Annotated in this window: 24 protein-coding genes; 22 read left to right on the top strand and 2 right to left on the bottom strand. The window is 49.5% G+C overall.

Annotation, left to right across the window (positions count from 1 at the left end; all coding sequences use genetic code 11):
- Positions 1-148 precede the first annotated feature (148 nt).
- The 4 genes from WC593_15085 to WC593_15070 all read left to right on the top strand — a co-directional run bounded on the left by WC593_15085 (position 149) and on the right by WC593_15070 (position 3,772).
- Positions 149-1,048, top strand: coding sequence for a hypothetical protein (locus tag WC593_15085; protein MFA4826473.1), 900 nt, complete (start codon positions 149-151; stop codon positions 1,046-1,048).
- A gap of 15 nt (positions 1,049-1,063) precedes the next feature.
- The gene (locus tag WC593_15080) at positions 1,064-2,308 is read left to right on the top strand and encodes a P22 phage major capsid protein family protein (protein MFA4826472.1); all 1,245 of its coding nucleotides are present in this window, start codon (positions 1,064-1,066) and stop codon (positions 2,306-2,308) included.
- An 11-nt stretch (positions 2,309-2,319) separates the two neighbouring features.
- A complete protein-coding gene (locus tag WC593_15075; protein MFA4826471.1) occupies positions 2,320-2,835 on the top strand; it encodes a hypothetical protein in 516 nt (171 codons plus the stop codon).
- A 262-nt stretch (positions 2,836-3,097) separates the two neighbouring features.
- Entirely contained in the window at positions 3,098-3,772 is a 675-nt protein-coding gene (locus WC593_15070) for a hypothetical protein (GenBank protein ID MFA4826470.1), read from the top strand.
- 3 nt (positions 3,773-3,775) lie between these two features.
- Here the strand turns inward: WC593_15070 and WC593_15065 are convergent, their stop codons facing one another.
- Entirely contained in the window at positions 3,776-4,162 is a 387-nt protein-coding gene (locus tag WC593_15065) for an HNH endonuclease (GenBank protein ID MFA4826469.1), read from the bottom strand.
- Positions 4,163-4,217: 55 nt separating this feature from the next.
- On the opposite strand from WC593_15065, the gene WC593_15060 reads away from it, so the two are divergent.
- The 8 genes from WC593_15060 (at position 4,218) to WC593_15025 (ending at position 16,431) form a co-directional block, all read left to right on the top strand.
- On the top strand, positions 4,218-4,847 hold the full coding sequence (locus tag WC593_15060) for a glycosyltransferase family A protein (GenBank protein MFA4826468.1): 630 nt from the start codon (positions 4,218-4,220) through the stop codon (positions 4,845-4,847).
- A gap of 28 nt (positions 4,848-4,875) precedes the next feature.
- Positions 4,876-5,358 carry a class I SAM-dependent methyltransferase gene (locus WC593_15055; protein ID MFA4826467.1) on the top strand — a complete coding sequence of 161 codons (483 nt, stop codon included), beginning with the start codon at positions 4,876-4,878 and terminating at the stop codon, positions 5,356-5,358.
- A 52-nt stretch (positions 5,359-5,410) separates the two neighbouring features.
- Positions 5,411-6,133 (top strand): hypothetical protein, encoded by a 723-nt coding sequence (locus WC593_15050; protein MFA4826466.1) that lies wholly within the window; start codon positions 5,411-5,413, stop codon positions 6,131-6,133.
- Positions 6,134-7,714, top strand: a complete 1,581-nt coding sequence (locus tag WC593_15045) for a hypothetical protein (GenBank protein ID MFA4826465.1) — start codon at positions 6,134-6,136, stop codon at positions 7,712-7,714.
- Positions 7,711-8,163 carry a hypothetical protein gene (locus WC593_15040; protein MFA4826464.1) on the top strand — a complete coding sequence of 151 codons (453 nt, stop codon included), beginning with the start codon at positions 7,711-7,713 and terminating at the stop codon, positions 8,161-8,163. The genes WC593_15045 and WC593_15040 overlap by 4 nt, the downstream gene beginning before the upstream one ends.
- 2 nt (positions 8,164-8,165) lie before the next feature.
- A complete protein-coding gene (locus tag WC593_15035) occupies positions 8,166-8,462 on the top strand; it encodes a hypothetical protein (protein MFA4826463.1) in 297 nt (98 codons plus the stop codon).
- Between the two features lie 816 nt (positions 8,463-9,278).
- Complete coding sequence (locus WC593_15030) at positions 9,279-10,313, top strand: hypothetical protein (protein MFA4826462.1); 1,035 nt, start codon at positions 9,279-9,281, stop codon at positions 10,311-10,313.
- A 4-nt stretch (positions 10,314-10,317) separates the two neighbouring features.
- On the top strand, positions 10,318-16,431 hold the full coding sequence (locus tag WC593_15025) for a hypothetical protein (protein MFA4826461.1): 6,114 nt from the start codon (positions 10,318-10,320) through the stop codon (positions 16,429-16,431).
- Between the two features lie 148 nt (positions 16,432-16,579).
- Here the strand turns inward: WC593_15025 and WC593_15020 are convergent, their stop codons facing one another.
- Positions 16,580-16,867: a hypothetical protein gene (locus WC593_15020; GenBank protein MFA4826460.1), complete on the bottom strand. Its 288-nt coding sequence runs from the start codon at positions 16,865-16,867 to the stop codon at positions 16,580-16,582.
- On the opposite strand from WC593_15020, the gene WC593_15015 reads away from it, so the two are divergent.
- From WC593_15015 to WC593_14970, 10 genes are all read left to right on the top strand, one after another.
- Positions 16,866-18,032 (top strand): hypothetical protein, encoded by a 1,167-nt coding sequence (locus tag WC593_15015; GenBank protein MFA4826459.1) that lies wholly within the window; start codon positions 16,866-16,868, stop codon positions 18,030-18,032. The genes WC593_15020 and WC593_15015 overlap by 2 nt on opposite strands.
- A 33-nt stretch (positions 18,033-18,065) precedes the next feature.
- Positions 18,066-18,503 carry a hypothetical protein gene (locus WC593_15010; GenBank protein ID MFA4826458.1) on the top strand — a complete coding sequence of 146 codons (438 nt, stop codon included), beginning with the start codon at positions 18,066-18,068 and terminating at the stop codon, positions 18,501-18,503.
- A gap of 1 nt (position 18,504) precedes the next feature.
- Positions 18,505-19,197: a hypothetical protein gene (locus WC593_15005; GenBank protein ID MFA4826457.1), complete on the top strand. Its 693-nt coding sequence runs from the start codon at positions 18,505-18,507 to the stop codon at positions 19,195-19,197.
- 12 nt (positions 19,198-19,209) lie between these two features.
- The gene (locus tag WC593_15000; protein MFA4826456.1) at positions 19,210-22,710 is read left to right on the top strand and encodes a hypothetical protein; all 3,501 of its coding nucleotides are present in this window, start codon (positions 19,210-19,212) and stop codon (positions 22,708-22,710) included.
- 18 nt (positions 22,711-22,728) lie between these two features.
- Entirely contained in the window at positions 22,729-23,010 is a 282-nt protein-coding gene (locus WC593_14995; GenBank protein MFA4826455.1) for a hypothetical protein, read from the top strand.
- Positions 23,011-23,026: 16 nt separating this feature from the next.
- Entirely contained in the window at positions 23,027-23,470 is a 444-nt protein-coding gene (locus tag WC593_14990) for a TIGR02594 family protein (protein MFA4826454.1), read from the top strand.
- A gap of 9 nt (positions 23,471-23,479) precedes the next feature.
- Positions 23,480-23,605 (top strand): hypothetical protein, encoded by a 126-nt coding sequence (locus tag WC593_14985; GenBank protein ID MFA4826453.1) that lies wholly within the window; start codon positions 23,480-23,482, stop codon positions 23,603-23,605.
- Positions 23,602-23,805: a hypothetical protein gene (locus tag WC593_14980; GenBank protein ID MFA4826452.1), complete on the top strand. Its 204-nt coding sequence runs from the start codon at positions 23,602-23,604 to the stop codon at positions 23,803-23,805. Before WC593_14985 ends, WC593_14980 begins: the two co-directional genes overlap by 4 nt.
- A gap of 273 nt (positions 23,806-24,078) precedes the next feature.
- Positions 24,079-24,399, top strand: coding sequence for a hypothetical protein (locus WC593_14975; GenBank protein ID MFA4826451.1), 321 nt, complete (start codon positions 24,079-24,081; stop codon positions 24,397-24,399).
- A gap of 107 nt (positions 24,400-24,506) precedes the next feature.
- Positions 24,507-24,638, top strand: a complete 132-nt coding sequence (locus tag WC593_14970; GenBank protein MFA4826450.1) for a hypothetical protein — start codon at positions 24,507-24,509, stop codon at positions 24,636-24,638.
- Positions 24,639-25,189 lie beyond the last annotated feature (551 nt).

Genomic DNA, 25,189 nt, shown 5'->3' with positions numbered 1-25,189 from the left:
AAAAACTAAAACTAAATAACCCCAGGCAACGCCTTAACAAAGGTCCTCCCTGCTCCCAGAAATGGGACGTAGTGGAGGACCTTTTTTATTTGGCCCGCACCTGGCCGGGATATGCCAGGGCAAAATTCGCTCAAGGAGCGCATGAAAAATGGATGAACTAAATCAGAACGAAAACCTCGAACCGACTGGCGACGAACTATCGCCTGGTACGCCCGCAGAAGTATTGGAGGCTTCGGGCACTCCTGAAGGAAGCGATGATGCAGGCCAGACTAAGGCTGACGACGGCGGTGCTGGTGATGATGACGTAGTTGAACCAAAACCTGAGAAAGACCGGATTCAGGACCGGATTGACGAAATCACCAGAAAGCGGCGTGAAGCAGAACGGGAAGCGGCTTATTGGAAAGGTCGGGCTGAGGGTGCAACCCCGAAGATTGACGCTTTGCCGACCGCCCCTGTCATTGACCCTATGGCCCCGTTCAGCGAACCTCGTCCGGTTGAGGATGACTTTGAAACCCTTGCTGAGTACGAGGAAGCTGACAGAAAGCATCTGGTCGCCCAGGCTCGATACGAGGCCAGGCAGGAAATGGTTCGGGAGGATGTCAGACGACAGGCGGAGAAGGCGGAGAAGGAACTAAGGGAAAAGGTTGCGGGGTGGTTTAAGAACGCTCCCGCGAACCTACCAGACTTCCAAGCCATTGTCTGTAAGCCTCCTGAGCAGGGCGGCCCTGCGTTCTCCATGGAGATGATTGAGATATGGCAGGACTCTCCTGTCGGCCATCAACTCGCCTACGAACTGGCTAAAAACCCCGAAGAGGTTTGGCGGTTACGGAATCTCCCGCCTCATCGCATGGCAATGGAACTTGCTCGCCGGGAACAGAAGTTATCTGTCGCCCCGGCTCAACCTAAAAAAATCACTAGTGCCCCGAATCCAATTACGCCGGTCACTCCGGCTGCGACGGCCGTAAACAAAACCCTGGAGGACATGCCCACGGATGAGTTTATGGCCCGCCGCGACCGCGAGCAGTTCGGGCCGAATTGGAAGGGGTAATTCAAGGAGTAAGGTATGAGTAACACTTGGGTAAATCCTACCGTTGTCGCTAAGGAAACCCTGCGGCAACTGAAAAACAACTGTGTCATGGCCAATCTGGTCCACCGCGGCTATGAGGGCGAATGGCAGAAACAGCATGATGGGTGGAAGCCTGGATCTTCTATCCGCATCAAGGCTCCCATCTATGCCAGGGTAAAGGACGGAGCAACCCTGGATGTCCACGACATCAATGAGCGTTACCTGACCCTCACCCTCTCTTACCGGAAGCATGTCGCGGTTGAAGTTACTTCCGATGAAATGACCTACAACTCTGAAAAAGGTATCCCTCGTGTAGCTGAGGCGGCGGCCCAGGCTTTGGGTGAATATATCGACCAGACCCTTTTGGGCCTTTACAAGACGGTTCCTAACCAGGTCGGCACCCCTGGCATCACCCCCAAGGACTTTCTGTCTCTGGCTCTCTGTAATGCCCGGATGTCTGACTATTCCGTGCCTGTCGATAACCGTCGCCTCGTGGTCAATCCGACCGCTCAGGCTTACATCGCCAATGAGTTGAAGAATCTCTACAACCCGGCCATGGTTGGCCCCGCGGTCGAGAAAATGAAGTTCGCTACCCTGGCTGGCATGGACTGTTTCGTGTCCCAGAACGTCAACATGCACACCTGCGGGACTGCGGCAGGGGTCGCGGCCCTGGCCATTGATGCAACTGCTCCGGTTGAGGGTGCCACCAGCCTGACCATCGATAATGGGTCTGGCGACTGGACCACCACCCTCAAACAAGGCGACATCTTTACCTCAGCCGCTTCGTATGGCGTAAACCCGGTAACGGGGGCTAACACCGGCCACCTGCGTCAGTTCTGTATAGATGCGGATGTAACCGATGCCGGCACTGAAGCTACAGTGACCTGTACCCCTGGCACTGACCCGCACAAGATTTACTCTGCGTCAGCGACGGAAAAGTTCCTTCCCTATCAGACCGTGACTGTGCTCCCGGCTGAAAACGACGTTGTGTCTGTGGCCGGCACCGCTTCCCTGGTGCATCCGGTCAATCTGGGGTTCCACCGGGACGCCTTTGCCCTGTGCATGGTCCCCCTGGCGGTGCCTGATTCGGTCAGTTGGAAGGGGACCGCTTCTTATGAGGGCTTCTCCATCCGGGTCATTAAGGACTACGATGTAACCAACGATAAGGAAGTGATTCGTTTCGACGTGCTATTTGCCGCTGATGCGATCAACAGAATGCTGGCCTGTCGGCTCGCGGGTTAAAAGGGCAAACCATGTCAAATATCCAATTCGCAAGGAATCTTGAAATCTGGCCGGGTCTGCGGGCCTCGGTCCCGATGATCGTGGCGCAGTCCAACACTGCTTCCACCACTGGCGACGCTGAAACCATCAATGTGACCGGGGCATCGGTCACTATCCCGAAGGGCTTCTTCAGCCCTGGGACAGCCTTCCGGTTCACCCTGTTCGGGAGCCGAACTGGGACCGCTGGCGCTGCTACGATCCTTCTTGACCTTGGTGGAACCACCATTGCCACCATCGCCATTCCGACCAATACCGCGGTTGACTGGATGGCGGTATTGACCGTTACCGAGCATACCGACTTCAAACACCAGAACGTCAGTGAGTTCGTAGCCACCTCCGCCACGGTCTTGAGTGCCTACGATACCGCTACCGGGACCGTAGACGTGAGCAACGATATCACGCTCAAGGCGCAGATCACCCTGGCTAACGCTTCCGACTCTGTGACATGTAATTACGTTTTGGTCGAGTGCTGGAAAGTGGACGAGTAACTCTAACTGAAAGGATACTTTATGTCGTTCGGGCGTGTTCGGCTTTATCACCGGGATAAACCTCAAGGGGAAGTCTTTGAAGACTTAGAGTCTTTTGACCAAGCTGTCGGTGACGGATGGGTAGATTTTCCCTCTAAGATTAAAGAAGCTGCGAAGATTACGGAGGTTGTCGCACTACCAGAGAAAGCATCTTTGCCGCCGCCCAGTATAAAGACCAAGAAAGTACCCGGACGGCCTCGCAGGAAATAAGGAGAATTGAATCATGGGAATACATTATCTTGATCATGCTGGCCCTGATGGGCTTGGTATTAGGACTGGCACCGAACTTGGTGTTGAAAGCGGTGCATCCATCGACTTTGAATCCGGCAGTTCGCTCAAAATTGCCGGGACCGCCATGTCTGCGAGTGCCGCAGAAATTAATGCTTTGGTGGGAAGTTCTCTTACCACAACTTCAACCGCCAAACTCCAGGCGATTAACGCAACTGCGACTGAGATCAATTCGCTCGTTGGTTCGTCCTTAACCACGACCTCAACTGCCAAGTTGCAGGCCATTAATGCTACCGCTACAGAGATCAACTCTCTTGTCGGATCTGCATTAACCACAACTTCCACCGCTAAATTACAAGCTCTGACTCCCACCAGCACCGCCTTGAACCTGATGCTTCAATCGACCACGGCGGGCTATAAACTGGCTCGGGGTACGGCCTCTGTCACCACTTCCTCAGAAATAGCCACCGGCTTGGCAACGGTGGTGGCAGGTGAGGCAACCCTGATTGATGACCCGGATATTACAGCCATGTTCGTCACAATCGCCGCATCCACCACGGCAGGGAATATGCTGTGCAAAATCTGGCAACCTACGGCTACCAACAATGTCACCCCGCAGGCGGCCACCAAAACCAGCGTAGCCGTTCAATGGATGGCTTGCGGGACTTGAGGCTTATGATCTATGATTTTTAATCCACTCCTTACGCTGTTGGGAATTAGCACCGGGTATCCCGTTGGCAGTCTCATGATTACGATGGATACGGCTATGTTCGCCTCTACTCAGTATCATGAGATTTTCGGGGCGATTATCCTGATTGTTATGGTTTATATGATGCACATGTTCTTTTCTCAAAAGGAATCTGCCAATCTTTTTCTCCATAACAAGACGGTGTTCCGGGACATAGTTCCCAACAGCGTTCGGGTGCGTTGGGCAATAAATCAGAATGTACCCTCTTTTATCAATAACCTTACCACCTTTCCAATTAATCGCTTTTTCACCCGTACCTTGGGGGTGATTTTGTTGGGCAAGACGCATTTTTTCTTTAGATGCCTCGCTCATATGGCCACCCAATTAACAAGTTAAATCGTAACCCCTAACCTTAGAAAGGACTTGTATGTTAATCACCATCGGCACCCCGCATAGCGGCTTTCTTGTTCCTGAATATGTCATGAGCCTCTGCCAAACCCTGATGGATACAGGTGGTATAGGGTTTGAGGTTCTGCATTATGAAGGCTGTTATGTGCATAGCCTCCGCAATCTTTTGATGCAAAATGCCAAAGGCGACTACCTTTTATTTATCGACTCAGACATGAAATGGTCTTCATCCAATATTGCTTCTTTAGTGAAGGCCGAAAAGCCTATTATCGGCGGGCTCTATTATAAGCGGCGTTTCCCGTATGGCCCGGTCGTTTACAAGTATGACGCAGTTAAGGGTACTTTCGATTCAGTTAAGGCTGTGCCTGAACGCCTATTCCAATGTGACGGCATCGGTACGGGCTTTCTGCTTATCCATAGAGGGGTAATAGACAAGTTTAAAGAACCAGAACTGTGCGCCGACTGGGGTATGCCGTTTGACCCCATCAAGGTAGAGGCTCCCGGCACGGCCGGCAGCTACTTTATGGGGGAAGACCTGAGCTTCTGCGCTAAGGCAAAAACATTGGGCATTGAAATCTGGTGCGACCCTGAAACCGTCGTGAAACATGTTGGCCGGGGTGAGGTCGGGGGGCCGCTTTATGCTGTATAGGTATCCCGCCAACCATATCCAGGGTTGGATGAGCCTCCCGGAACTGTTGTGGCTATACCGGCAGGCCAAGCAATTCAAGACCATTGTGGAAATTGGTTGTTGGAAAGGGAAAAGCACTCATGCCTTATTGACCGGGGCATTAAAGAACGGCGGGCAAGTGACCGTAGTTGATCACTTTCAGGGAGCTAAAGGTCAGGAATGGTTTTTTAAAGAAGTGGCCTATAGGGATATGTACCACGTCTTTATGTCCAACTTGGGACACTTACCTAACCTGGAAGTTTTAAAAATGTCCAGCGTAGAAGGGGCACAGCATATTGACTCGGCAGAGATGGTGTTTATTGATGCCGGGCATGATTACGAAGACATTAAGGCGGATTTGGATGCCTGGGAGGGTAAGGCCACTAGAATGCTTTGCGGTCATGATTATCAATTCCCAGGAGTAAAGAAGGCAGTCATGGAGCGGTTTGGAGTCCCGATGGTAATCGATACTATTTGGTATGTGGAGGTGTAAAATGAAAAACAAATGTAAGGGCAAAGGCAAGGGTAAAGGAAAAGGCAAGTAGATGCTCAGCATGACCGTCAGAAAGATACTGGAAGTCTCATTGCGGGCTATCCATGTCATAAGCCCCACTGAGTCTCTTAGTTCCGGGCAGGCCATCACCGCCATGGAAGGATTAAACCTCATGTTGGCCTATTGGAGCACTATGGAGGTGGCGGTCCCGGTGATTACCCGAGAGACTTTGAACCTGGTGGCTAATCAGGCGTCCTACACCTGGGGCACGGCTGGCAACCTAACCACGGCACGCCCCCTGGCCCTTACGGACACCTGTTACGTCAATGACGGCTCTTCTGATGTGCCTTTGGACCTGATTGGCGAAGGCCAGTACAACGCCATCCCCGACAAGACCGTCACGGGCATCCCGGAGAAGGTGTTTTTTAAGACGACCTTCCCCCTGGCGACCCTGTATTTCTACCCGGTCCCGGATGCCGTTTATGTGGCGACTCTGAATAGCCAGAAACTTTTAACTGATTACGACAGCCTGACCACAACCATCAGCCTGTCACCGGAATATTACGCTGCCATCGTCCCCAACCTGGCCATTCAGTTATGCCCGGATTATGAGCGGGAGCCCTCACAGACCATCGTGGTGCTGGCGGAACGCACTCTAAATGCCATTATAGCCTTGAACGCGGCAAATCGCCTTGAGCCCATAAAACTGAATCTGGGCTTGGAAGGCAATAGTGCGCCCATAAGTCTGGCGGACTTTAAGAGCGGAGTCTTTTAAGTGAAAGTCCCCTTCGTCAAAGAGGCCCTGAGGGGTCAGGTGCCCGTGAACTGGTTTCCAGTCTCGGATGATGATACCGAAGTCATCATGTTTGGCACTCCTGGCCTGGTGGAGTTCTGCCAGTTGACCGGAGCAATGGCGGTTTGGGGCGGCACCGTCATGGGCAACATTTCCTATGTGGTGGCTCAGACCAGCGAGACGGCCTGCACGCTCTTTGCGGTGGACAACAACGCCAACATCAACACCATCGGCACTATTGCGGCCCGAAGCGGCCCTATCGGGATAGTGAATAATGGGACCCAGGTTCTCGTTACCCATAAAACCAACGGCTATGTTTATGACATCCTACCCAAAGCCTGGGTAGCGGCAACCGATTATCAGGCAAATATCTATATCAGGCCCACGACCCCTAACGGCTTCTATTACAAATCCCAGGATGCCGGGACTTCACATGCCACTACTGAACCGACCTGGCCGACCGCGGTAGGGGGCACGGTAGTAGACAACCCTGGGGGCTCGCAAATCACCTGGATCACTGTGGCCGAAGCTCCGGTTTTTGCTCAGATCACCGACACTAATTTTATTGGCGGGGCAGCCTGTGCCTTCCAGGACGGTTATGGGATCGTCGTGCAGCCTGATAGCCGGTACTGGCAGGTAAGCGATCTTTACGACTTCACCACCTGGCCGGCTAATGCTCAGGCTGCAAAAGAAGGTGGCAGTGACAACATCAGTGCGGTCATTGCCGACCATCTGAACATTTGGTTGTTTGGGGAGCGCACCACGGAGATTTGGTACAACTCCGGGGGGTCGCCTTTTCCCTTCTCCCGACTGCCAGGAACTTTCGTGGAAAAAGGCCTAGCAGCAACAGCCTCTTTAGCCAAAGGGGACAATGGCTTGTTTTGGCTCACCAATGAGGGTCAGATGGTCCGCAACGTTGGGTATCAGGCTAAGACTATCAGCACCCGCAAGTTTGACCGGGAAGTGGCCAAGTATTCCCGGATAGACGATGCTATCGGCTATATCTACGTCATGGAAGGGCACACCTTCTACGACCTGCATTTCCCCGAGGCTAACGTCACCTGGAGTTATGACGTAGCGACCGGGGAGTTGCACAAGAAATCGAGTTATCCGGGCACCAGCCGGCACCGGGGTAACTGCTACATCCTGTTCGACAACAAGCATTTAGTCGGGGACCATTCTAACGGCAAACTCTATCAACTGGATATGGACCGCTACACCGATGATGGGAACGCTATTAAGGCGGTCCTGGAATCGAACCAATATTTTGATGGGGGCAAGCGCATCTTCTTCCCGGATATGCAGATCGTCTTTGACCATGGCAAAGAAGTCCCCGCCGACGCCTATTACGATCAGGATAATGAGCCTCAAGCGATGCTGGCCTGGTCGAAGGATGGTGCCAGAACCTTCCCTACGGAGATATGGGAACCTATTGGACAGGTAGGGGAATACGAAAAGCGTACCATTTTCCGGCAGTTGGGATCAGACTATAAGCGGACCTATCGGCTGATGGTCAGTGCCCCGATTTGCCGGGATATCTTGAGCGTGGAGGTTTTGAAGTGACCAAAAGGATAATACAAAGTCCGGCTAAATCGGGGACTCGGACCCCGGAGGAAGTTGCTGAAGCAGTCAAACAAGTGGCGGCAATGCGCTATCAGCCTGTCAAAATTTCCGGCTGTGACGTAGCCAACAATTACTACCGGGAAGGCAAAAAGGTATGGCTGGTAACTTCTCTCATCGAAAAAAGCAAAGACCTTGAAGTGTTCGACCTTCCACTACGCTGTTTTTGTATCGGGTTTGAGATTTGGAGTCCGATCACCACGGCCAAAGTTTTAGCGGAACACATGAAGCGAGTGCAAGAAACGGACATGAATTTTCCGGTTATTATGGACGATGAGGGATTTATCATGGACGGCTGGCACCGGGTAACTAAGGCACTGCTTGAAGGGCGGGCTACTATCAAAGCTGTGCGTTTCGATAAGACGCCTTCTTGCGATTACGTTGAGGATTAAATATGACCGACCCGCCCATCAAGCAACCGTTCTACGAAAAATTTAAGGACGAGGCGATACTGTCCCGCCCCTGGCATATGTGGTTCTGCGTGGTCAGTGATCAGGTGGTTGGGTCAGCACCCCCGCCAGTGCGTCAGGACGTATTGGAAAACAAGGTTATTAGTAAGCCGTGGGTGGTCTGGCTTCAGGCTTTAGGAACTTTGCAGGGTATCAGCGAAGCGCCATTTCAAGAGCCTTTGCTTGAGGGTGATTATGTCTCAGAACCATGGAGCAAATGGTTTGCGCTGGTGAGCGCATAAAGGAGGTGTGCCATCGGAGTTTTCGATGCGATTTTTGGCGGTGACGGAGGCGGCGACACAGCCCAACAAGCCGCAGATGCAGCGTGGGGCGGTTCCAGGTCAATAAATTATGCGGTAAATAGCGGCCACGACCTTCTTAAGCAGGGGTTGGCAAATGCCCTGGGTTACGTTCAACCCTGGAACACGGCTGGCAAAAGTGCCCTAAATGTCTATTCTAGCCTCTTAGGGCTACCGGGTTACGAGACCACTTTCAGCCCACAGGAATATCTCTCTAATACTCCTGGATACCAGTGGCAGTTTAATCAGGGCCAAAAGGCTTTGGATGCCGGGGCTGCATCCCGAGGAATGCTCTTGAGCGGGCCGCAGCGTCAGGCTACCACTCAATACGGTCAGAACTATGCCAGCAACTACTATGACAAGCTCATGAACCAGTTGAACGGCCTCAGCACGCAGGGGCTTGGCACTGGGCAGACCATGGGTAACTGGGAAAACGAGGTTGCGAACCGGAGGGCAGGTCTGCAAATGAGGGGGGCTGAGGGCACCGTCAACGCCTTCGATAAGGTATTTCAAGGGCAGGTGGCACAACATCAAGCAGACCAAGCCGCTGACCAGCAGGGGTTAAACAATATCTTGGGTATCGCTGGCACTGTAGGAGGTATGTTTGGAGGTGGAGGCGGAGGAATGGTCAATGCCTTGAGTGGAATGTTTGGTGGTGGCAGTGGAGGAAGTTCTTATGGAGGCGCTGGTAGTTCTTACGCCCTACCAACTTCTTCCTGGAACAACTCGTACTCCAATTGGTTGTCCGGGAGATAGACCATGGCTGATAATTATAATTTCCTCTCCAATTATTACCGGCCTCAACCCAGAACGGATATTGTTGACTCTCTGGGCCGTGGTGTCCAGTTAGGCCAGAATATCGCCAACATCCCCTACGAAAACTCCCTACGACAAGAGAAGTTGGCTGAACTGGAACGCATGAAACAGTCTAGAAATGCCATGAGCGAGTACGGCAAGAGTGGTGATATTAACCCTCTTATGCAGGTGGCCCCGGAAAAGGCGTTTGAGTTACAGGATAAACAAGCTGCCCTGGAACTAAAAAAAGCTGGAGTATCTGAAAAGAATATGGAACTTGGTATTGATGCCATTACTAAACTATCTCCGTTGATTAATGACCAGAACTATGCTCAAATGAAAGGCAAAATTGACGGTCTATTCGGGACCAATGTCATGCCTGATAAATACAATCCCGTAGCACTCAAGCAAGTATCCGACTTCGCCCTACGGGCTAAAGAAAAGTCTCCCAGTTGGGTTTATGATGCTACAAAGGGTAATTTTATCCAAGCGCCGGGGGCTGGAACTGTTTCTGTAGTGCGTCCCTACAAAACACCGGAACAGGAACTTGATTTGGCCACTCGTAAAGAAGGAATGAAGTTTAATTTCAAGAAACAGTTTGAGGATTACAAGGGCGGGAAAGAGGGGGGTCGCCAGACCGGAGAACTTAAAATGTATGTGGATACCCTTAAAGAGTTTGGAGAATCACCGGATGGCCCCAATGGTAAATATTCTGAAGAACAGATTGGGAAGATGCGAGATTTCTATACCAAGAATAAGAAAGATCCGGCATCGCAAGTTACCCAAAAGGCACATGCGGCGGCTATGTCTGAATTAAAAGCAGGGGGAGAATATAATTCCAGTGATTCCCAAACAAAGGCGAGAATGTTTAAGGAGGCCATGGATCGCCATGAGGCTTTGTTAAATCGGGGGAGTAAGGGCAACAAGGTCTCAAAACGCCTACAAGACATGACTACAGAAGAATTGCAGGCCCTTAAAAACCAGATGCAGGGGCAATAAATCAATGGCAGATATTAGCCTGGACGATATTAATGCTGAACTGGATCGCAGAGAGTCGCAGCCTTGGACTTTGCCAAGAGCCGATAAAGTGAATTTTGAGCTAAAGTCTCGTTTTGAAGATATGGCCATGGATTTTTATGACATGACGGGCACTCCGCTAAGGGTGACGGATTCCTATCGGACAAATACGGAGCAACATGACTTAAAAAAACGCAAACCTTATTTAGCTGCTACTCCGGGAAGGTCCAGACATGAAGTTGGAGAAGCTTTAGATATTGATCAGGATCAGATTGCTAAATTTGGACAAGATAACTGGACAAGGCTACTGGATAAGCATGGTTTTACAAGGCCAGCACTAAGCAAAGGTGAACACTGGCATATCGAACTTCCCAGGTTTGAAAGGGCAAGCAAAATAGCGGGAAATGCAGGACAGAAAATAAGCCTTCAAGATATAGACGCAGAATTGCAAAGGCGCGGGATAGAAGATAAACCGCAGTTCAGTCTTGAAGATATCAACGCTGAATTACAAAAGAGGGGCGTTGCGGCCAAGACACCTCAAGAACCTAATATACCTTTTGCCATGCCGGACACTGACACCCTGGCGCAATTCTCTGGAGTAGGAAGCAATCTGGATGCGCCAAAACCTAATCTTGTGGTAGATCCGGCTAAATCTGTGGTCATACAGGGCGTTGGTGAAGCGGGTGACACTCTGGCTCAATTCTCGGCTCCCGCTGGTGAAATGGTCGGGCAAGCCATGGACCTGCCGTTCGTACCTCTACGGAAAGGACTAGAATTATTTCATCAAGCCGTGATCGAGCCAAGTCGGGAACGCACTATTCAGGAATGGGCTAATGCCATGCAAAGCGGTGCAGATCAGGCCGCACCTGAAGCATTCGCAGCACTTCCATCCAAGGAGGCTTTTGTCCCAACGATGGAATTTGCTCTGGCCCCTGCATATTTGAAAATGATTTCCAAAAGTATCGGGCTTTTAGGAGAGGTCGGTAAGGCTGCATTCCACAGCTATGCCCCCGATGCCTTTTTTAAATACACTGCCAAAGGTGGAATGCCGGTTCCCTACAGTCCCACAGAAGTTCAAGAACGCCTTATGTCCATGACAGGATCGGAGCGGGCGGAGATGGTTCGCAAATATCCGCAGTTCCGCGAAGTCATGGAAGAAATAGTGGGGGCAAAGAAAGGTCCGCCCATTGAAGAACCTCCCATATCGGCGGCACCTACACCTGAATCTCAAACTCCACCTATTCAACCGACTATCCAGGCGACATTAAGGAAAGCCACGCCTGTCGGTGAAGTGCCTGTAGCCTCCCCTATGCCTCCCATAGTCGAACCGATTTCGGAAGTGCCAATATCCCCTGTACCAGAAGAAATCTCCGCTCCTGCCCCGCCTGAGGCCCAATCCCAGGCCATGAGCAACCTCACCAACGCCGTCCAGGACGACTTGGCCGCACAGATTAAGACCGGCCAGTATGTCCCGACCCCGGATGAAAAGGCGCAAGGCGGGGTATATGCAACAGGTCCGAAGAGCACAACTCCCCAAGTCTACCGTGACGAAAACAAGTGGTGGCGAGTCCAGGGCAGCGAAGCGAAATTTAGTTCCGAGAAAGCAGCGCAAAAGGCCGCTCAAGTTATCGCTAAAAACCAGGCACAAACTCCTGAGCCTCCCCAGGTTGAGACTTCTTCACCCACCCAAGCCAAGGCCCCCGGCACCCAAATCTATCCTGAAGGGCAGCAATGGAAGGTTGAGGGCGACGGCACCTACGCTGATAAAGCCACAGCAGAGAAAGCGGCCCAGGCGCTTACTGGTTACAAGCCTGACCCAGCCGAGATTGAAGCGTCCAGGAACGCACTGGCAAAAGAGCGCGGCGTTAAACCCGAAGAACTGACCTACGCCTACACGCAGAACAAGGCCGATGGGGTAACTCCCGGCTGGCACGTTTTTGATTATGCTTTGGAGGGTGGAAAAAAGACCGGGTGGGCGCAGGAGATTGGAAAAGCAGGACCGGCGCAGGGTGGGGGGAAGGAACCTTGGGAGATGACACAGAGAGAGCACGCAGCAGAAACATTGCGTTCCCAAGTTGATTCTCCTGATTATAAATATACGAGGTTAGTTTTAGATAAAGGACATAAGATAGAGGTTGAACAAGCACTTTCTCGTGGAGATAAAGTTCCCGCTAAAGTCCTGGTCGAATATCCAGATTTGGCAAAGAAGTCCGCCCCCACGCCCCTCACCGAGAAGGCCGGCCTGAGGAAGGTTGACCCCCTCGACACCCTCATCGAGCAGTACAACGCCACGGGCCGGACGGCGACCCGCTACCCCAAGAAGAAAGCCGTAAGTGTAGATGGCCGCACTATGACTGAGAAGGCCGCGGCATTGAAGATGAAAGATGTCGTGGGGAAGGGGGGGGCGAGTAAAGCGGGAACTGACATAGCCGCCGTCGCCGCCATGCGCGCCAAGTTCGATTCCCGGCAAGGTGCGCCGGAGGGGTTGGTAAGTCAGGAGACCCCGGAACAGGCCCAAGATAGGCTTAAGACGGAATTAGCCAACAGGGAAAAACGCAAAGGCGCTGATTGGCAGGCAGCGGTTGAGAAAAACGATCTTGCTGCCCTGGTGCATAGCGTAGGCGGCATCACGCCTAAGTCAGTACGGGATTTTGTCAGCACAGCCGAAGAACGGCAAAAGTTAGGCAGATTGATTCTCCGAAAAGACGGCTTTGGAGTTGACGTTCTACTACCGGAACTAAAAGCCCATTACCCTGACCAGTTTGCCCATTTTGAAGACCCCGGCGACCTAGTGCGTTATTTTCTTGACGGCAGGTACGAAAAGTTTAAAAATAAGAAAGGCGTAAGCGAAGCTGACCGCATCTTAACGGAGCAAATCGAATATGACCGAAAACGACTCGGACTATCGGACGCAGAGTTTGAACGATTTGAAAGAGAAGCTGAAGCTGAGGTGCAGGCTGAGACAGAATATGCAGCCAGAGAACTTGAAGCCAAGCGAACCGAATCAGCCAGCGCCGACACATCCTGGGAGTCCGAACCTGCATTAGACCTTCCCGGGGGCAGACCTAAAGCCTCCAAGATTGAATCTCGCCTTAACGAACTCCAAGTCGAATACCCTGACTTAGACGCAAAGCACCTTGAAATTGTCTTGAAAACCTTCCCTGACGGCCCTGATGATCAAATTATCAGAATGGCTAAAGACCCAAAGGTCTTTGATCAGTTGCGCCGCCAACGTTTGCAGAAAATGTCTGACTCTGGGGGCGACTCTCACCAAATGCAGTCTTTGCCCGGTACGGGGGGGTTGTTTGGGGATGAGGGAAAGCCCAGAATCACCGGACTTGACACTGCTATCGAAAAGACCTCTACCACCATTGACGATTTCGCGGACACCACTCTCAAGGTTGGCCTTGCCACACAAGACATATCTCGGTTACAAAAAGCCAACGATGATTTAAAGGTTCCTGGCGACCAACGCGCCATGTCCGATGATCCAGAGGTGGAACGCCGTTATCGGGCCGCAAAGGGACTGACCCGGAAAGGCATGTTGGTGCGTATGCAGAAGCATATTGCCGATGCCAAGGAAAATTTCAAACATGTTCCAGGATTATCCAAGGCTGAGGATGCCAAGGTAATTACGATCCTACGGCGGTTTGAGGCAATCCCGGAATATTCGCAAGCCATGTCAGCGCACACCACTGCCGGAATCTTGGCGGGGCTTGGTCCTAAGAAATATGATGTGTTTACCCGTAACCTTATTCTTGATGACCTTATAAAAGACATTGATAATGGCCTTTATGAAGGCAAGAGCGATTTGCCTTTTGGGTACAAAGATCGGGGGGCGGTTGAGCGGGATTTGGAAAAGTTTAAGAAACTTGCCGCCGCAAATCCAGATATTCAGGCAGCATTAGAGCGGCGTCAGAAGTTTAACGAAGTCCTGAAAGCTGAATTAATATCCCGTGATTTACTCCCGGAAGAAGTCAAAGACGACCCTCGATATTTTCATCATCAGGTCTTGATGTATATGGATGCCCAACGCAAGGGGTTATCATCGGGGGACGTGCGGTTACATAAAAAGGGGTGGCAGAAAGGCCGGAAGGGTTCTGGCCTTGATTTTAACACCGAATACATTGAAGCCGAACACCAGTATATCTCCCAAGCCATAGCCCAGATAAAAACGCATGATATCTTGCAAGAGATTAAGGCTGCTACCGCTATAACTGTCAAGAAAGGCGATCCGCTACCGGATGGTTATGTCGCTTGGCAGCCAAAGCCCGGCACCATTTGGTATCGGACGGCCAGTGTGCCGCAAAAAGTTATAGATGAGGTGATAGCTGGCAATCGTTCCCTCACCGCGGAAGATTTTAAAACCATCGTGGCTATGGGGCAGAAACGGCCAGCCTGGACAATCCCGGATCGGGTAGCTCAGGTCTTGGATAACTTCCGGGATTTTGATAAAGACGAAGGTTTTGACCGTTTTGTCAGGGCCACCATGGCGACATGGAAGCAATGGACCCTGATAAACCCCGTTAGAGTCCTAAAATACAACCTCAATAATATGAGTGGTGACTTAGATATCGCCCTGGCTTATGATCCCAGGATCCTAAAATACTTCCGGGAATCGGCGGAAGAAGCTTGGGGCTACCATAAAGGCAAGGCCATGACTCGTGATATGCGGGAAGCCTTGGAATATGGGGTAATCAGTTCAGGTTTCTCTATCCAGGAGATCCCCGACATTAAAGACATCGGCCTTTTTCGTGTGCTGCTTGCCGATAAGCCGAACATTATTGAAAAGTTTTGGGAGAAATCTAAGGGCTTGACTCAGGCCAGGGAAAATATTCTGCGTATCGCCGCTTATAAGTATTTTAGAGATGAAATTGGGCGTGGCAAGAGTCCTTATGGAGCATCAGACCCAAAGATGGTAGATGCCGAATCTGACCCCAAGAAGAAAGCTGCGCTGTTGGCTCGTGACCTGATCGGAGATTATGGCAACCTTTCTAAGGCAGGACAATGGCTCAGGACGCACATGATTCCGTTCTTCTCGTGGATGGAAATCAACACCCCGCGCTATATTCGACTGTTCCGCAGTGCTAGCCGGGAAGGGCGAGCGGCTGGTGCGGGAGCCCGGATAGCAGGTGTGGGCGCTAAAAAGCTTATTATGGGCACAGCAAAAGTAGCCATACAAGCCTTAATGCTCTATGGGCTGGTCTCCCTTTGGAACGAAGCGGCTGTTAGGGTGTTGGGCCTGAATGATGATGAGAAACGGCGCTTATTTGAAAATCGCCATCAATTGCATCTGATCTTGGGTCGCCGTCAAGACGGTACGGTACTGAGTATCCGTTTTCAAGGTGCCTTTTCTGATGTTCTGGATTGGGTTGGTTTAGGTGATCCATTGGCTACTATTCATGATATCCAGGAAGGAAAGAAATCTGCCAAGGAAATCGGCAAGGATATGGCGATGTCCGCCCCCAATAAGATCGTTAATGCTTCTCACCCGTTTATCAAGACTGGGCTTGAAGTCTTAACCGGCCAAAGCTTATTCCCGGACATCTCGAAGCCCCGGCCTATTAGGGACAAGGCGGAGCATGTTGCCCGATTATGGTCACTCAATCTGCCATATCAGTACCTCACAGGGAAGCCTACCCGCGGCATCAGACATGATCTTACTGGGATGGTTCTATACAGCAACGACACCGGTGAAGCGGCTTACTGGACGGCGAAACGGTTAGAATACCGATTCATGGATAAGCAAGGGATGGACCGCCCAACAGCGACTCCCACTGACAAGAGTAACGCCCTTTATTACTGGAAGCAGGCTCGGCGCTTTGGTGATCAGAAAGCAGCCTTGAAATATCTTAAGGAATATGTTAAACTTGGGGGCACCACTCAGGGGGCCATTGACAGTATTGAACGTGGTTATCCAGAGAAAAACATCCCCCTACGTCTGCGTAGTCAGTTTAAAAAGACTTTATCTACCGCGGATATGCGGGACATTCAAGCTGCTAAAGATTGGTATAAAAGCAATATGAAACTGAAATCAGAAGATTTTGTAGAAATTAAGCAGGCGATACGGGAACATCGGGCGACTAAACAAGGAAAATAGGGTATGGCCGATTATAGACACAGTGGTATACCCGCTGGCGGAGAGACAATATTAAGCATATTCTCCGTTGCAATCATAATCTTGATGATATTTTGTCTATCAGGTCCGCCAGATTATCGGGAGTACCCAGAACCAGAAATGGCCGATTTTATGGGCCGATGATTTGGTTTCTTATTTCTTGACAAGTTAAGACTGAATATGCCTTGATGTTTCCAAACAACTGAATATTCCCAGGCACCGCCGCAAGGCCATCCCTGAACCCCGCAAGGGGTCTTTGGGTGGCCTTTTTTATTTGGAGTAAAAACGTGGGCGATAAGAAAGGTAAGGCTAAAAAGAAGAAAGCAGGACCAAAACCGCAAAAGAGGTTAAGGCTCTGCAAGGTACGGGGTGCGGCAAGCCCACCTAAAAGCAAAAAGGGTAAGAGGTAATCAACCATGTCAAGCCCGGTATTAAGTCCACGATTTAAATGGTGGGATAGCAATAATATTCCCCTATCTGGCGGAGTGCTTTACACTTATGCCGCCGGAACCGACACGCCCACCCCTACCTATGCCGACCCTCTATTCGCCACCAGTAACGGCAACTTCGTTACTTTAGATGCCAACGGTGAGGCGTTAATCTATTCCAAGACCATCCTTAAATTACTTTTAAAAGATGCGGATGGCGTAACAGTAGACGGCTTCCCAATTGATAATGTTGAATTTCCCCCATATCATTCCTATATTTTGCTTGGCCCTACCGTGCCAGCCACGCCCTCGGCTAATGTGGTCGCCTTATACGCCTCCGGTACTTCTATTTACACAAAAGATTCGGCAGGAACTATCGGAACTTTTATCACAAGCTCAGGGATTCAACAGCAATCATACACCGCCGCCTCTGCTGGTGGGTCTGCCAACGCCATTACTGCCACATTCACCCCTTCTATTCCGGCACTGACTGATAAATTACGGGTTTCGGTTTTATCGACCGCAGCCAACACCGGGGCCGTAACCTTTGCGCCTGACTCCTTGCTTGCCAAACCTGTCATCTCATATTCTGGGGCACCATTGGTAGGCAATCAAATCCCCGCTGCAAATTATCCTCTCGACCTGCAATATGTTCAGGCGTTGGATTCCTGGGTGCTGCTGAACCGAGGCACCTATGGGTCTATCGGGAGAATTGCTGTACTGCAAAATAGGCAAGCTCAAAACGTGGCAGGTGGCACAGCGACGCAAGGCTCATGGCTTATTGTGCCGATAAATACGGAGCAGGAAGATAATCATAGCATTGTGGACTCATCCGCTTTACCTGCTTTTAGTTTGAATGCCGGAACTTATCTTATCGAAGCATCCTGTCCTTTTGTGTCAACCGCTCTTAGTCAGATCAGGTTGTACAATGTCACTGATGCGGCCGTAGTAGCGTCTTTGATCGGCAAAAGTGCTAAATCAGCTTCTGCCGACTCCATTGACTCTACAGCAAAGGGTATTGTTACCATCACCGCTACTAAACAGTTCCGTCTCGAATACCAGGTTGGAAGCACGGCAGCAACATATGGTCTTGGTATCGCTGCCAACTTTGGGGTAGAAGTGTATGCCCAGATTATGATTACCCAGATAGCGTAGTTGGGAAAATTCTAAAAAGATAGGAGTCAAACCATGGCCGGAACCGCAGTTTTTTCTTATGAAGAATCGCCTTCGGGTAAATCCGTTGAATTGACGTGGATTTTGACTTCAGATAGTTCTGGGAACGTCAGTTCTCCCACACTGAGTCAAGCAGGGTGCACTAATAGTTACCAGCCCAAATCCCCTATTACCGGCACCATCGTCAGGGCGGAAATTATCCCCGGTACTGGAAGCGTACAACCTACCGACCTTTACGATGTGGAGTTACGGTCACAGAAAGATAGCACCATAGATTTCCTGGGAGGCTTGGGAGACAACTGCTCGCAGACTACTACCAAGTGGGATATGCCGATTACCGAGACTAACGGGGTAGCGGTGCAGTTGGTAGTGGATCAGTTGATTCCTTATGCTGCGAATATGGGTGATAGCAACCAGTGCACCATCAAGCTCCTGGTGGCTTTGGAGGCATAACATGAGAGCACTCCTTGGTTCCATAAGGCGCTACGTTGATACCAACCTTCTAAACAAAATCACCGCGGCCAACGACTTCTTTGTCGGTTCTGGGATCGGGTCCGTGGTCAAAAAGACCCTGGCAGAGACCAAGGTAATTTTGGGTTTAGATGATAGCAGTATTGATCCAGGCCATAAACACTCGAAGGTCTGGGCCAGTGATGGTTCTCCTGAAGCGGTGACAGTAGATGCGGCAGGCCAGGTTGGTATTGGGGCAACTCCGGGTTCTAAGCTATATGTCCAGGGCACTGGAGCCGCGATCCAAGTGAAAGATCCCGGGGCATCCAACACGGCAGGTTTCGGGGTTGATGCGACAGGAGGAAATTTCGGGGTCGGTATATGGCATGGAGCCACACAACAGGCAACCTTTTACAACAGAGGATTAATCCTCGGTAGTTATGTAGCAGCCGGCAACGATCCACCAGCAGATGGAGCGATTATAAGTGGCGCTGTCGGTATTGGCACTGCTGCTCCTAACGGCGCAGCCTTGTTGAACCTATCCAGCACTACCAAAGGCTTTCTGCCTCCAGTTATGACTACGGCTCAAAAAAATGCTGTTGCTACTCCCCCAGCCGGATTGATGATCTTCGATTCTAACTTGGCCAAACTCTGTGTTTATACCGGAGCCGCCTGGGAAACTATAGTAAGCTCATAAAGGGGAATAACGATGGGAATTGCTAAACACACTATTGGCAGCGGAGTAATTGAAACAATCAACAAAACTATAGGCGAGACTGCTCCTTATAATACTCTGGATGCTGCTCTAGCTGCTAGTCCTCCCTCTGGAACTGTAATTGTTATACCTCCCGGCTTAGCTGAGGCTGCTCGTACTATTACCGCCAACCGAACAGTACCAGCTGGCGTTGTTTTGGATATTTACTCAGGCTCTCCGGTTAAGATTGCTGCTGGAGTTACTCTTACTATACTTGGTACAGTTATAGACTATAATCATCAAATTTTTGACGATGTAAATACTTATAATCTCCTTCCAAGATCGTTTTCCGTCTCTGCACCTGAAGCAGGACAGCCATTAACCTTAAGCGTTACTGATCATGGGTTTCGAGAAAACGAGCGTATCTTTCTTGCTATAAATACAACTATTGATGATGGTACAACGGATGGAGGACTACATTCTGCTCGTGTTGAAGTTATGGTTAAAAACATAGTAGGCAATACCTTTCAGGTTTATCCTCATCGTGTGGATAATGTGTTTAAGAGTAATGGTGCATCACTTACTGGCACTCTATTACCACAAGAAGGGTTTGGAGTAAAGTTCTTAAATTCAAACCAGCTATTTGTTCGCCCTCAATGGTGGGGGATGCAACCTAATATTATAGCGGATGCAGCAGCAAACAGAAACGCACTCCAACATGCCCTCTTCGCAACTCGTGCAGAATGGTACAGTTCAAATGATATAGCGGAGAGGATTCCTGTCAATCTTGGGTCTGGCACATTTTACATCAATGGCTTTATTATGTTACCAGTTGGGACAATGATGTATGGTGCAGGGCTTGGGGTAAGTGGTTTCTTTGAAAGATCTACAACTATTGTTGCCAAGGCCACCTTGGACCAAGCTCGTCCTTTTATGACAGCAGACTCAACAGCAAGTGTGCGGCTGAGAGATTTTTACATAAGTTGTGATGTAACTGCATATGATTATTATACAGATGGATTGCATATTGGATCTTCCGGTTCTTGGAAATCTGTTAATACTCGTTTGAATATGCTACGGGTGGGTGGATTTAAGATTTACCAAGTCTATGCTGGTCCAACAGGTATGATGACCTATATGAAGGATCTTTGGATTAACCCAACTAAAACTTCTACTGGGGGGGTTTGGGTTGATGCTGATAGTCGTTTAACAAACAGTCGGGTAAGTGGTGGAACGGAAGATGGGGACTACAGCTTAGATGTAGCGTCTGGCATTACCTGTGCTGGTGGTATGTTAAGAGGCAACATTGTGGAGACTTGCCAAACTGGTATTACAAATATTACTTCCGCATCTGGGAGCGATATTCAGGGTAATTGGGTCCGGCAAGTTAATTCTGCTTTAGATCTAACAAGTGGTTACTCTAAAAATACAATCGTCGGCAATTTATTGGGCGCTGCCTCAACAGCGATTAAGACTACCAACAAGGCTCTCGTTCGTAATATAATCAGCAATAATAAAATAGCATCGGACCTGGGTTATGGTTTTGATGTTCAAGGGTTTATTGATTGCGTAGTAACTGGAAACGACGCGCAGGATTGCGCTCTTGGCCAAATAAATTACACAACCCTTGTTCATGGATTTAATAATGGTTCTTGGAAAGATAATATCGGTGTTGATTTAGACACCACACCACAGATTATTACAGAGACTGCAAACCCATATAGGGCGTTTGCCTTTGGTGGGGATTCATTTGTAACTGGAAATAATGCAGCAACCAATTTACAATATCTAAATGGTTTTTCTTCTACCCCACGAAGGGAAATTTCTATTACTCTTGGTGATCTTAATACTAAATTCTATAAGTTTAGGGCAAGGCAAACCGGACAAAGCCCATATGTATATTGTTATACAAGAAGTGGTGGCTTTTCTGCTGGTTATTATAACACGGCAGTTTTCAACATTTGGTCTTCTCCTGCTGCTCTTGGGGATGCTATTTATGTAGGGGATGCATATGCTCCGATAGTTGGAGTTAAATTTACCCTATCCACTCCGTCAATCGGCAACACCATAGTCGCCGAATACTACGATGGCTTTGAATGGGTAGCTATTCCCATAGTTAATTCAGGTGGGGCCAGTGGGTACGAGTGGACTTGGCAACCGCCTCCATTAGGTCGCTACCGTATGGCTCCTGGCGCTACTGGAGCTGTCGTAGACCAAAGCGATCAAAGATTTACCTTAGCCTATGCAGGTAATTACTTTCCTGTAGGGAACATGACCTATGGCTCGCATAAATTACGGGCTGGCGATTATCTTATTATATCTGGTTTTGTTGGAGTAGGAAAGATTCGGAAACTGGGAGCGGCTCCGGTAGCAGGTGGAACAGGTTATGTAGTTGGTGATACCTTAACTATATCAACTGGTGGTGGAGATGCAACTGCCACGGTTTTAGGTATAGATACTACTGGTGGAATTAATTCAGTTAAAGATATCGTCCTTGCTAATCCTGGCACTTTGTATGCTCATGGTACTAAGGAAACTACAGGTGGTTCTGGAACTGGATGTACAGTAAATGTGATCGCCAGTGGCAACAATGGAAAATTCAAAGTTACCGCTCTTGGAGTTGATGTAGGTGGCTTGAGTTACATAACTGTAGACGACGCCAACTTGGTTGATGAAGTCAGACCGGCTTCGGTTTATTTTACTCAAGCTGGTTGGCCGTCTGGATTAACAGGGGCGGTTAATCCTGCACCAAACATGACCGCTATGGGACTGCCCTGGACAGTTCCAAACGTTGCAGGATATTTTATTAGGTTTAGGATTGCCGGAATAGGTGGGGTCCAGGCAGTAAGTTCAGCGGTTCCGCAGTATAGTTATATGGGAATCCAAAGTGACTTCGGACCTACTACAGATATAACAAAGAAAGAAACAATATGGTTGAAGGAACAAAACGGAGTCCATGTTGAGCAGCGTCGTTCTTCTGCTCAGGGAGTTGGTGCAGTAGTGTTAGGTAAGGCTGTTGCTACTGAATCACAAGATGGCTTTGTAAATAAAACCGTCCTTGAGCTTACCCTAACTGGTGCCAACGATTTGGATATGGCGGATGGAGCGGATAAAGGAGCAGGAGTCAAGGTTTACGATTTCCCGGCAGGTCGTATCATGCTCTTGGGGGCCATATTCGACGGTCATTTAGTGAGCAATGATTGTTTTAATGCCAGTCCAAACGATGTTTATAAGTTTGGGGTAGGTTCAGTAGATGCAACAAGCGCCTCGGATGGTGATTTGACCGGCACAGAGCAAGACATTATCCCAGCCCAAACTGTTGATTCGGTCGGCAACACCGTCCTGACGAATGCAGTCAAGGCGGCTTTAGCATCCTCGGCTCAGTTCGATGGAACCACCACGGCCCTTGATGTTTATGTCAATGCGGCGGTTCTTGATGCTTCTACCACCAAGGCAATGACTTTGGCTATAACTGGATTTTTAACACTATATTGGATTAACCTTGGCGATTATTAAACATCCACAGGAGACTTCATGGAAAATGGAAACGATAATTGGAAGAATTGGGCTATTGCTGGCCTATGGGCTGTGTCTATGGGGCTATCTGGTTTAGGTTATCACTCTATTAAAGGTTCGATTGAGGATATATCTAAAGCTTTTCAAGTAGCTCAAACAAAGGACAATGAATGGAAGTTAGAATATGAAAGACATCGAGCTGTAATCTGGCGAACTATGGATAAACTGTGTAATTACCAAGCAGAACGTCTATATAGGGAAGGCAAAACGCCTAACTATAATATTCAAGAAGTAAAATAGAGTTGGAGATATTATCATGAAATACTGTGTACCACCTTGGATGAGGCTAATCGAAGCTGAGTTTAACCGGGATACTCAAGAGGTTAGCGGTTCCGAGAATAACCCCAGAATTGTTACTTACCATCAGGCCACTACGCTTAAGGCAAGTGATGATGAAACTCCCTGGTGTTCCAGCTTCGCAAATTGGGTTATGCAGAATTGCGGGGTTGGATTCGAGGGAACCAAATCGGCGCAGGCAATCTCCTGGCTAAACTGGGGTAAGGAGATCATGGGTAGGTATGGCGCCATTGCTGTGAAGAATAATGGCAACGGCACCGGCCATGTAACCTTCTTTCTTTATGCAGACGAAGACGGCTATGGTTATTTCATTGGCGGGAACCAGTCAAATCAGGTGTGCATCGCCCGCTACCCTCTGGATGATTACGAGTTCCGGTGGCCTAATAGTTTTTCTTACGGATAAGGTGACAACATGAACTGGTTCTGGCGAATCCTCTCTATCTTCTCCACGCCGTTTTGGATTATCTATATTGTCTTTGCCGCTATCGGAAGTGGGTGCTCGCAGTTATGGCGCAAACTTAAAGGAGAAAAATCATGATGGACTTTACCCCATTGACAGATGCACTAACCGAATTTGAATCAAAGGTCTCTCTCTTCGTTACATCGCAGCAGTTAGTGGACCAGGAAAGCCAACAGCAGATTGAACAAGATCAGCAACGGCTGGACCAAATCACGGCCAAGGTGCGGAACCTAACCGAGGTCGTAAACAGCTTAATCAAGGTTCCGGCAAGCGCATGAGTTGGTGGCAGATATTTATTGATCCTTCGTCAGGCACTCCATCTGCCAGTCGAGTTTGCTTTGTATTACTGGTAGTCAACATTATCCTCATGTCGTGGATACGGCTTTGTGGGTGGGGGACTGGCGGCTTTGAGAAGGTCATCACTTACTTGGTCACGATTCTGGGGATAGACGCCGGCGTCTACCTCACAAACTCGACAGCGGGGGCGTGGAAGGCCCAGGAGTGCAAAGAAACGGTAGTGGTCAATGGCAAGTCTGCGATGTGAGGAGATTATGGGAATCTTAACCTACATTAAAGTTGGCGTTTTGGTAGCAGCTATGGCTATCGGGGCCGGGGGAGCTTGGACAGTTCAAGGATGGAGACTTGACTCTGTAAGAGCCAAGAACGATCTACTTATCCGACAATTAAATGGTTACAAAAAGGCCGTGGAAATTCTCAAGGCTGACGCCAAAAAAGATGCGGAGACCCAATATGAAAAGGATAAAATTGATGCTTTGGCTCCTGATCAGTTTGCCGATTATTTTGAGCAGTTGCGCCGGCGTGCAGGGAGTGGAGACAGTGCAGATTCCAAACCCAAAAAGGCCGGTGATTAGTCAACCCTATCAGGATTTACTTATTAAGGCCGGGCCTGAGACAACTAAAGAAGGTTTGAAGCACGAGGCTGATTGGTTGGGGTATGCCGACAAGATGGAGAGTCGTTATGGATTTTGAGGCCGTGGTTATCAAATTATTACTTGCTATTTTCAGGCGAGTAATGGGCAGGGCCAGGATGACTGAGGATGAAAAACTTCTGGTTAATCAGGCGGAACAATTTACTAAACGAGGGCGGTAAGGGGAGAGTTAAAAATGCCTCTACTTAAGGCTTTCAGACTACTAACCAAAGACGTAAGTATCTTTACTCTTCAAGATATCCAGCAGAGCCTGACCACAGCCCAGCGGGAATTGGCAGAACCGTGCCCTTGTATTGCTAAACTGCTGCTGGTAGTAGAAGAAAGAATCCAAATAGCACAGCCCCCACTATGGGAAACCTGCCTACGGTGTGGAGAAGATTGTAAACAATAGGGGGAGGTAATGGATGATAATGACCTGTTATGTCAGGTGTGTAAACATCCAGAATCATGGCCTGAATATGTTGTAAGCGGATGCCTGTTTATTTGCTCAGACTGCAAGCGCAGATTCGCAAACGAGATACTTTTGGTATGCCAAAACTGCAATGCTATGAGTTTTATAGTTAAAAGTCCAAAGAATATCGAACGCGGTAGTGTATCAGTTTGAATTTTTGGGGGATTGATTTTTAGGGAAAGCTCAGGCATAATCTAACCATGCCTGACCAATCAAGCAAGAAGCCGAAGCGCCCCCGTGATCTGAATGTCTTGGCAAAGA

This window comes from Methanoregula sp. (assembly GCA_041645435.1).
GTDB lineage: Archaea > Halobacteriota > Methanomicrobia > Methanomicrobiales > Methanospirillaceae > Methanoregula.
The sequence above is the reverse complement of the archived record's forward strand: the minus strand, read 5'-3'. Positions and strand labels throughout refer to the sequence as shown.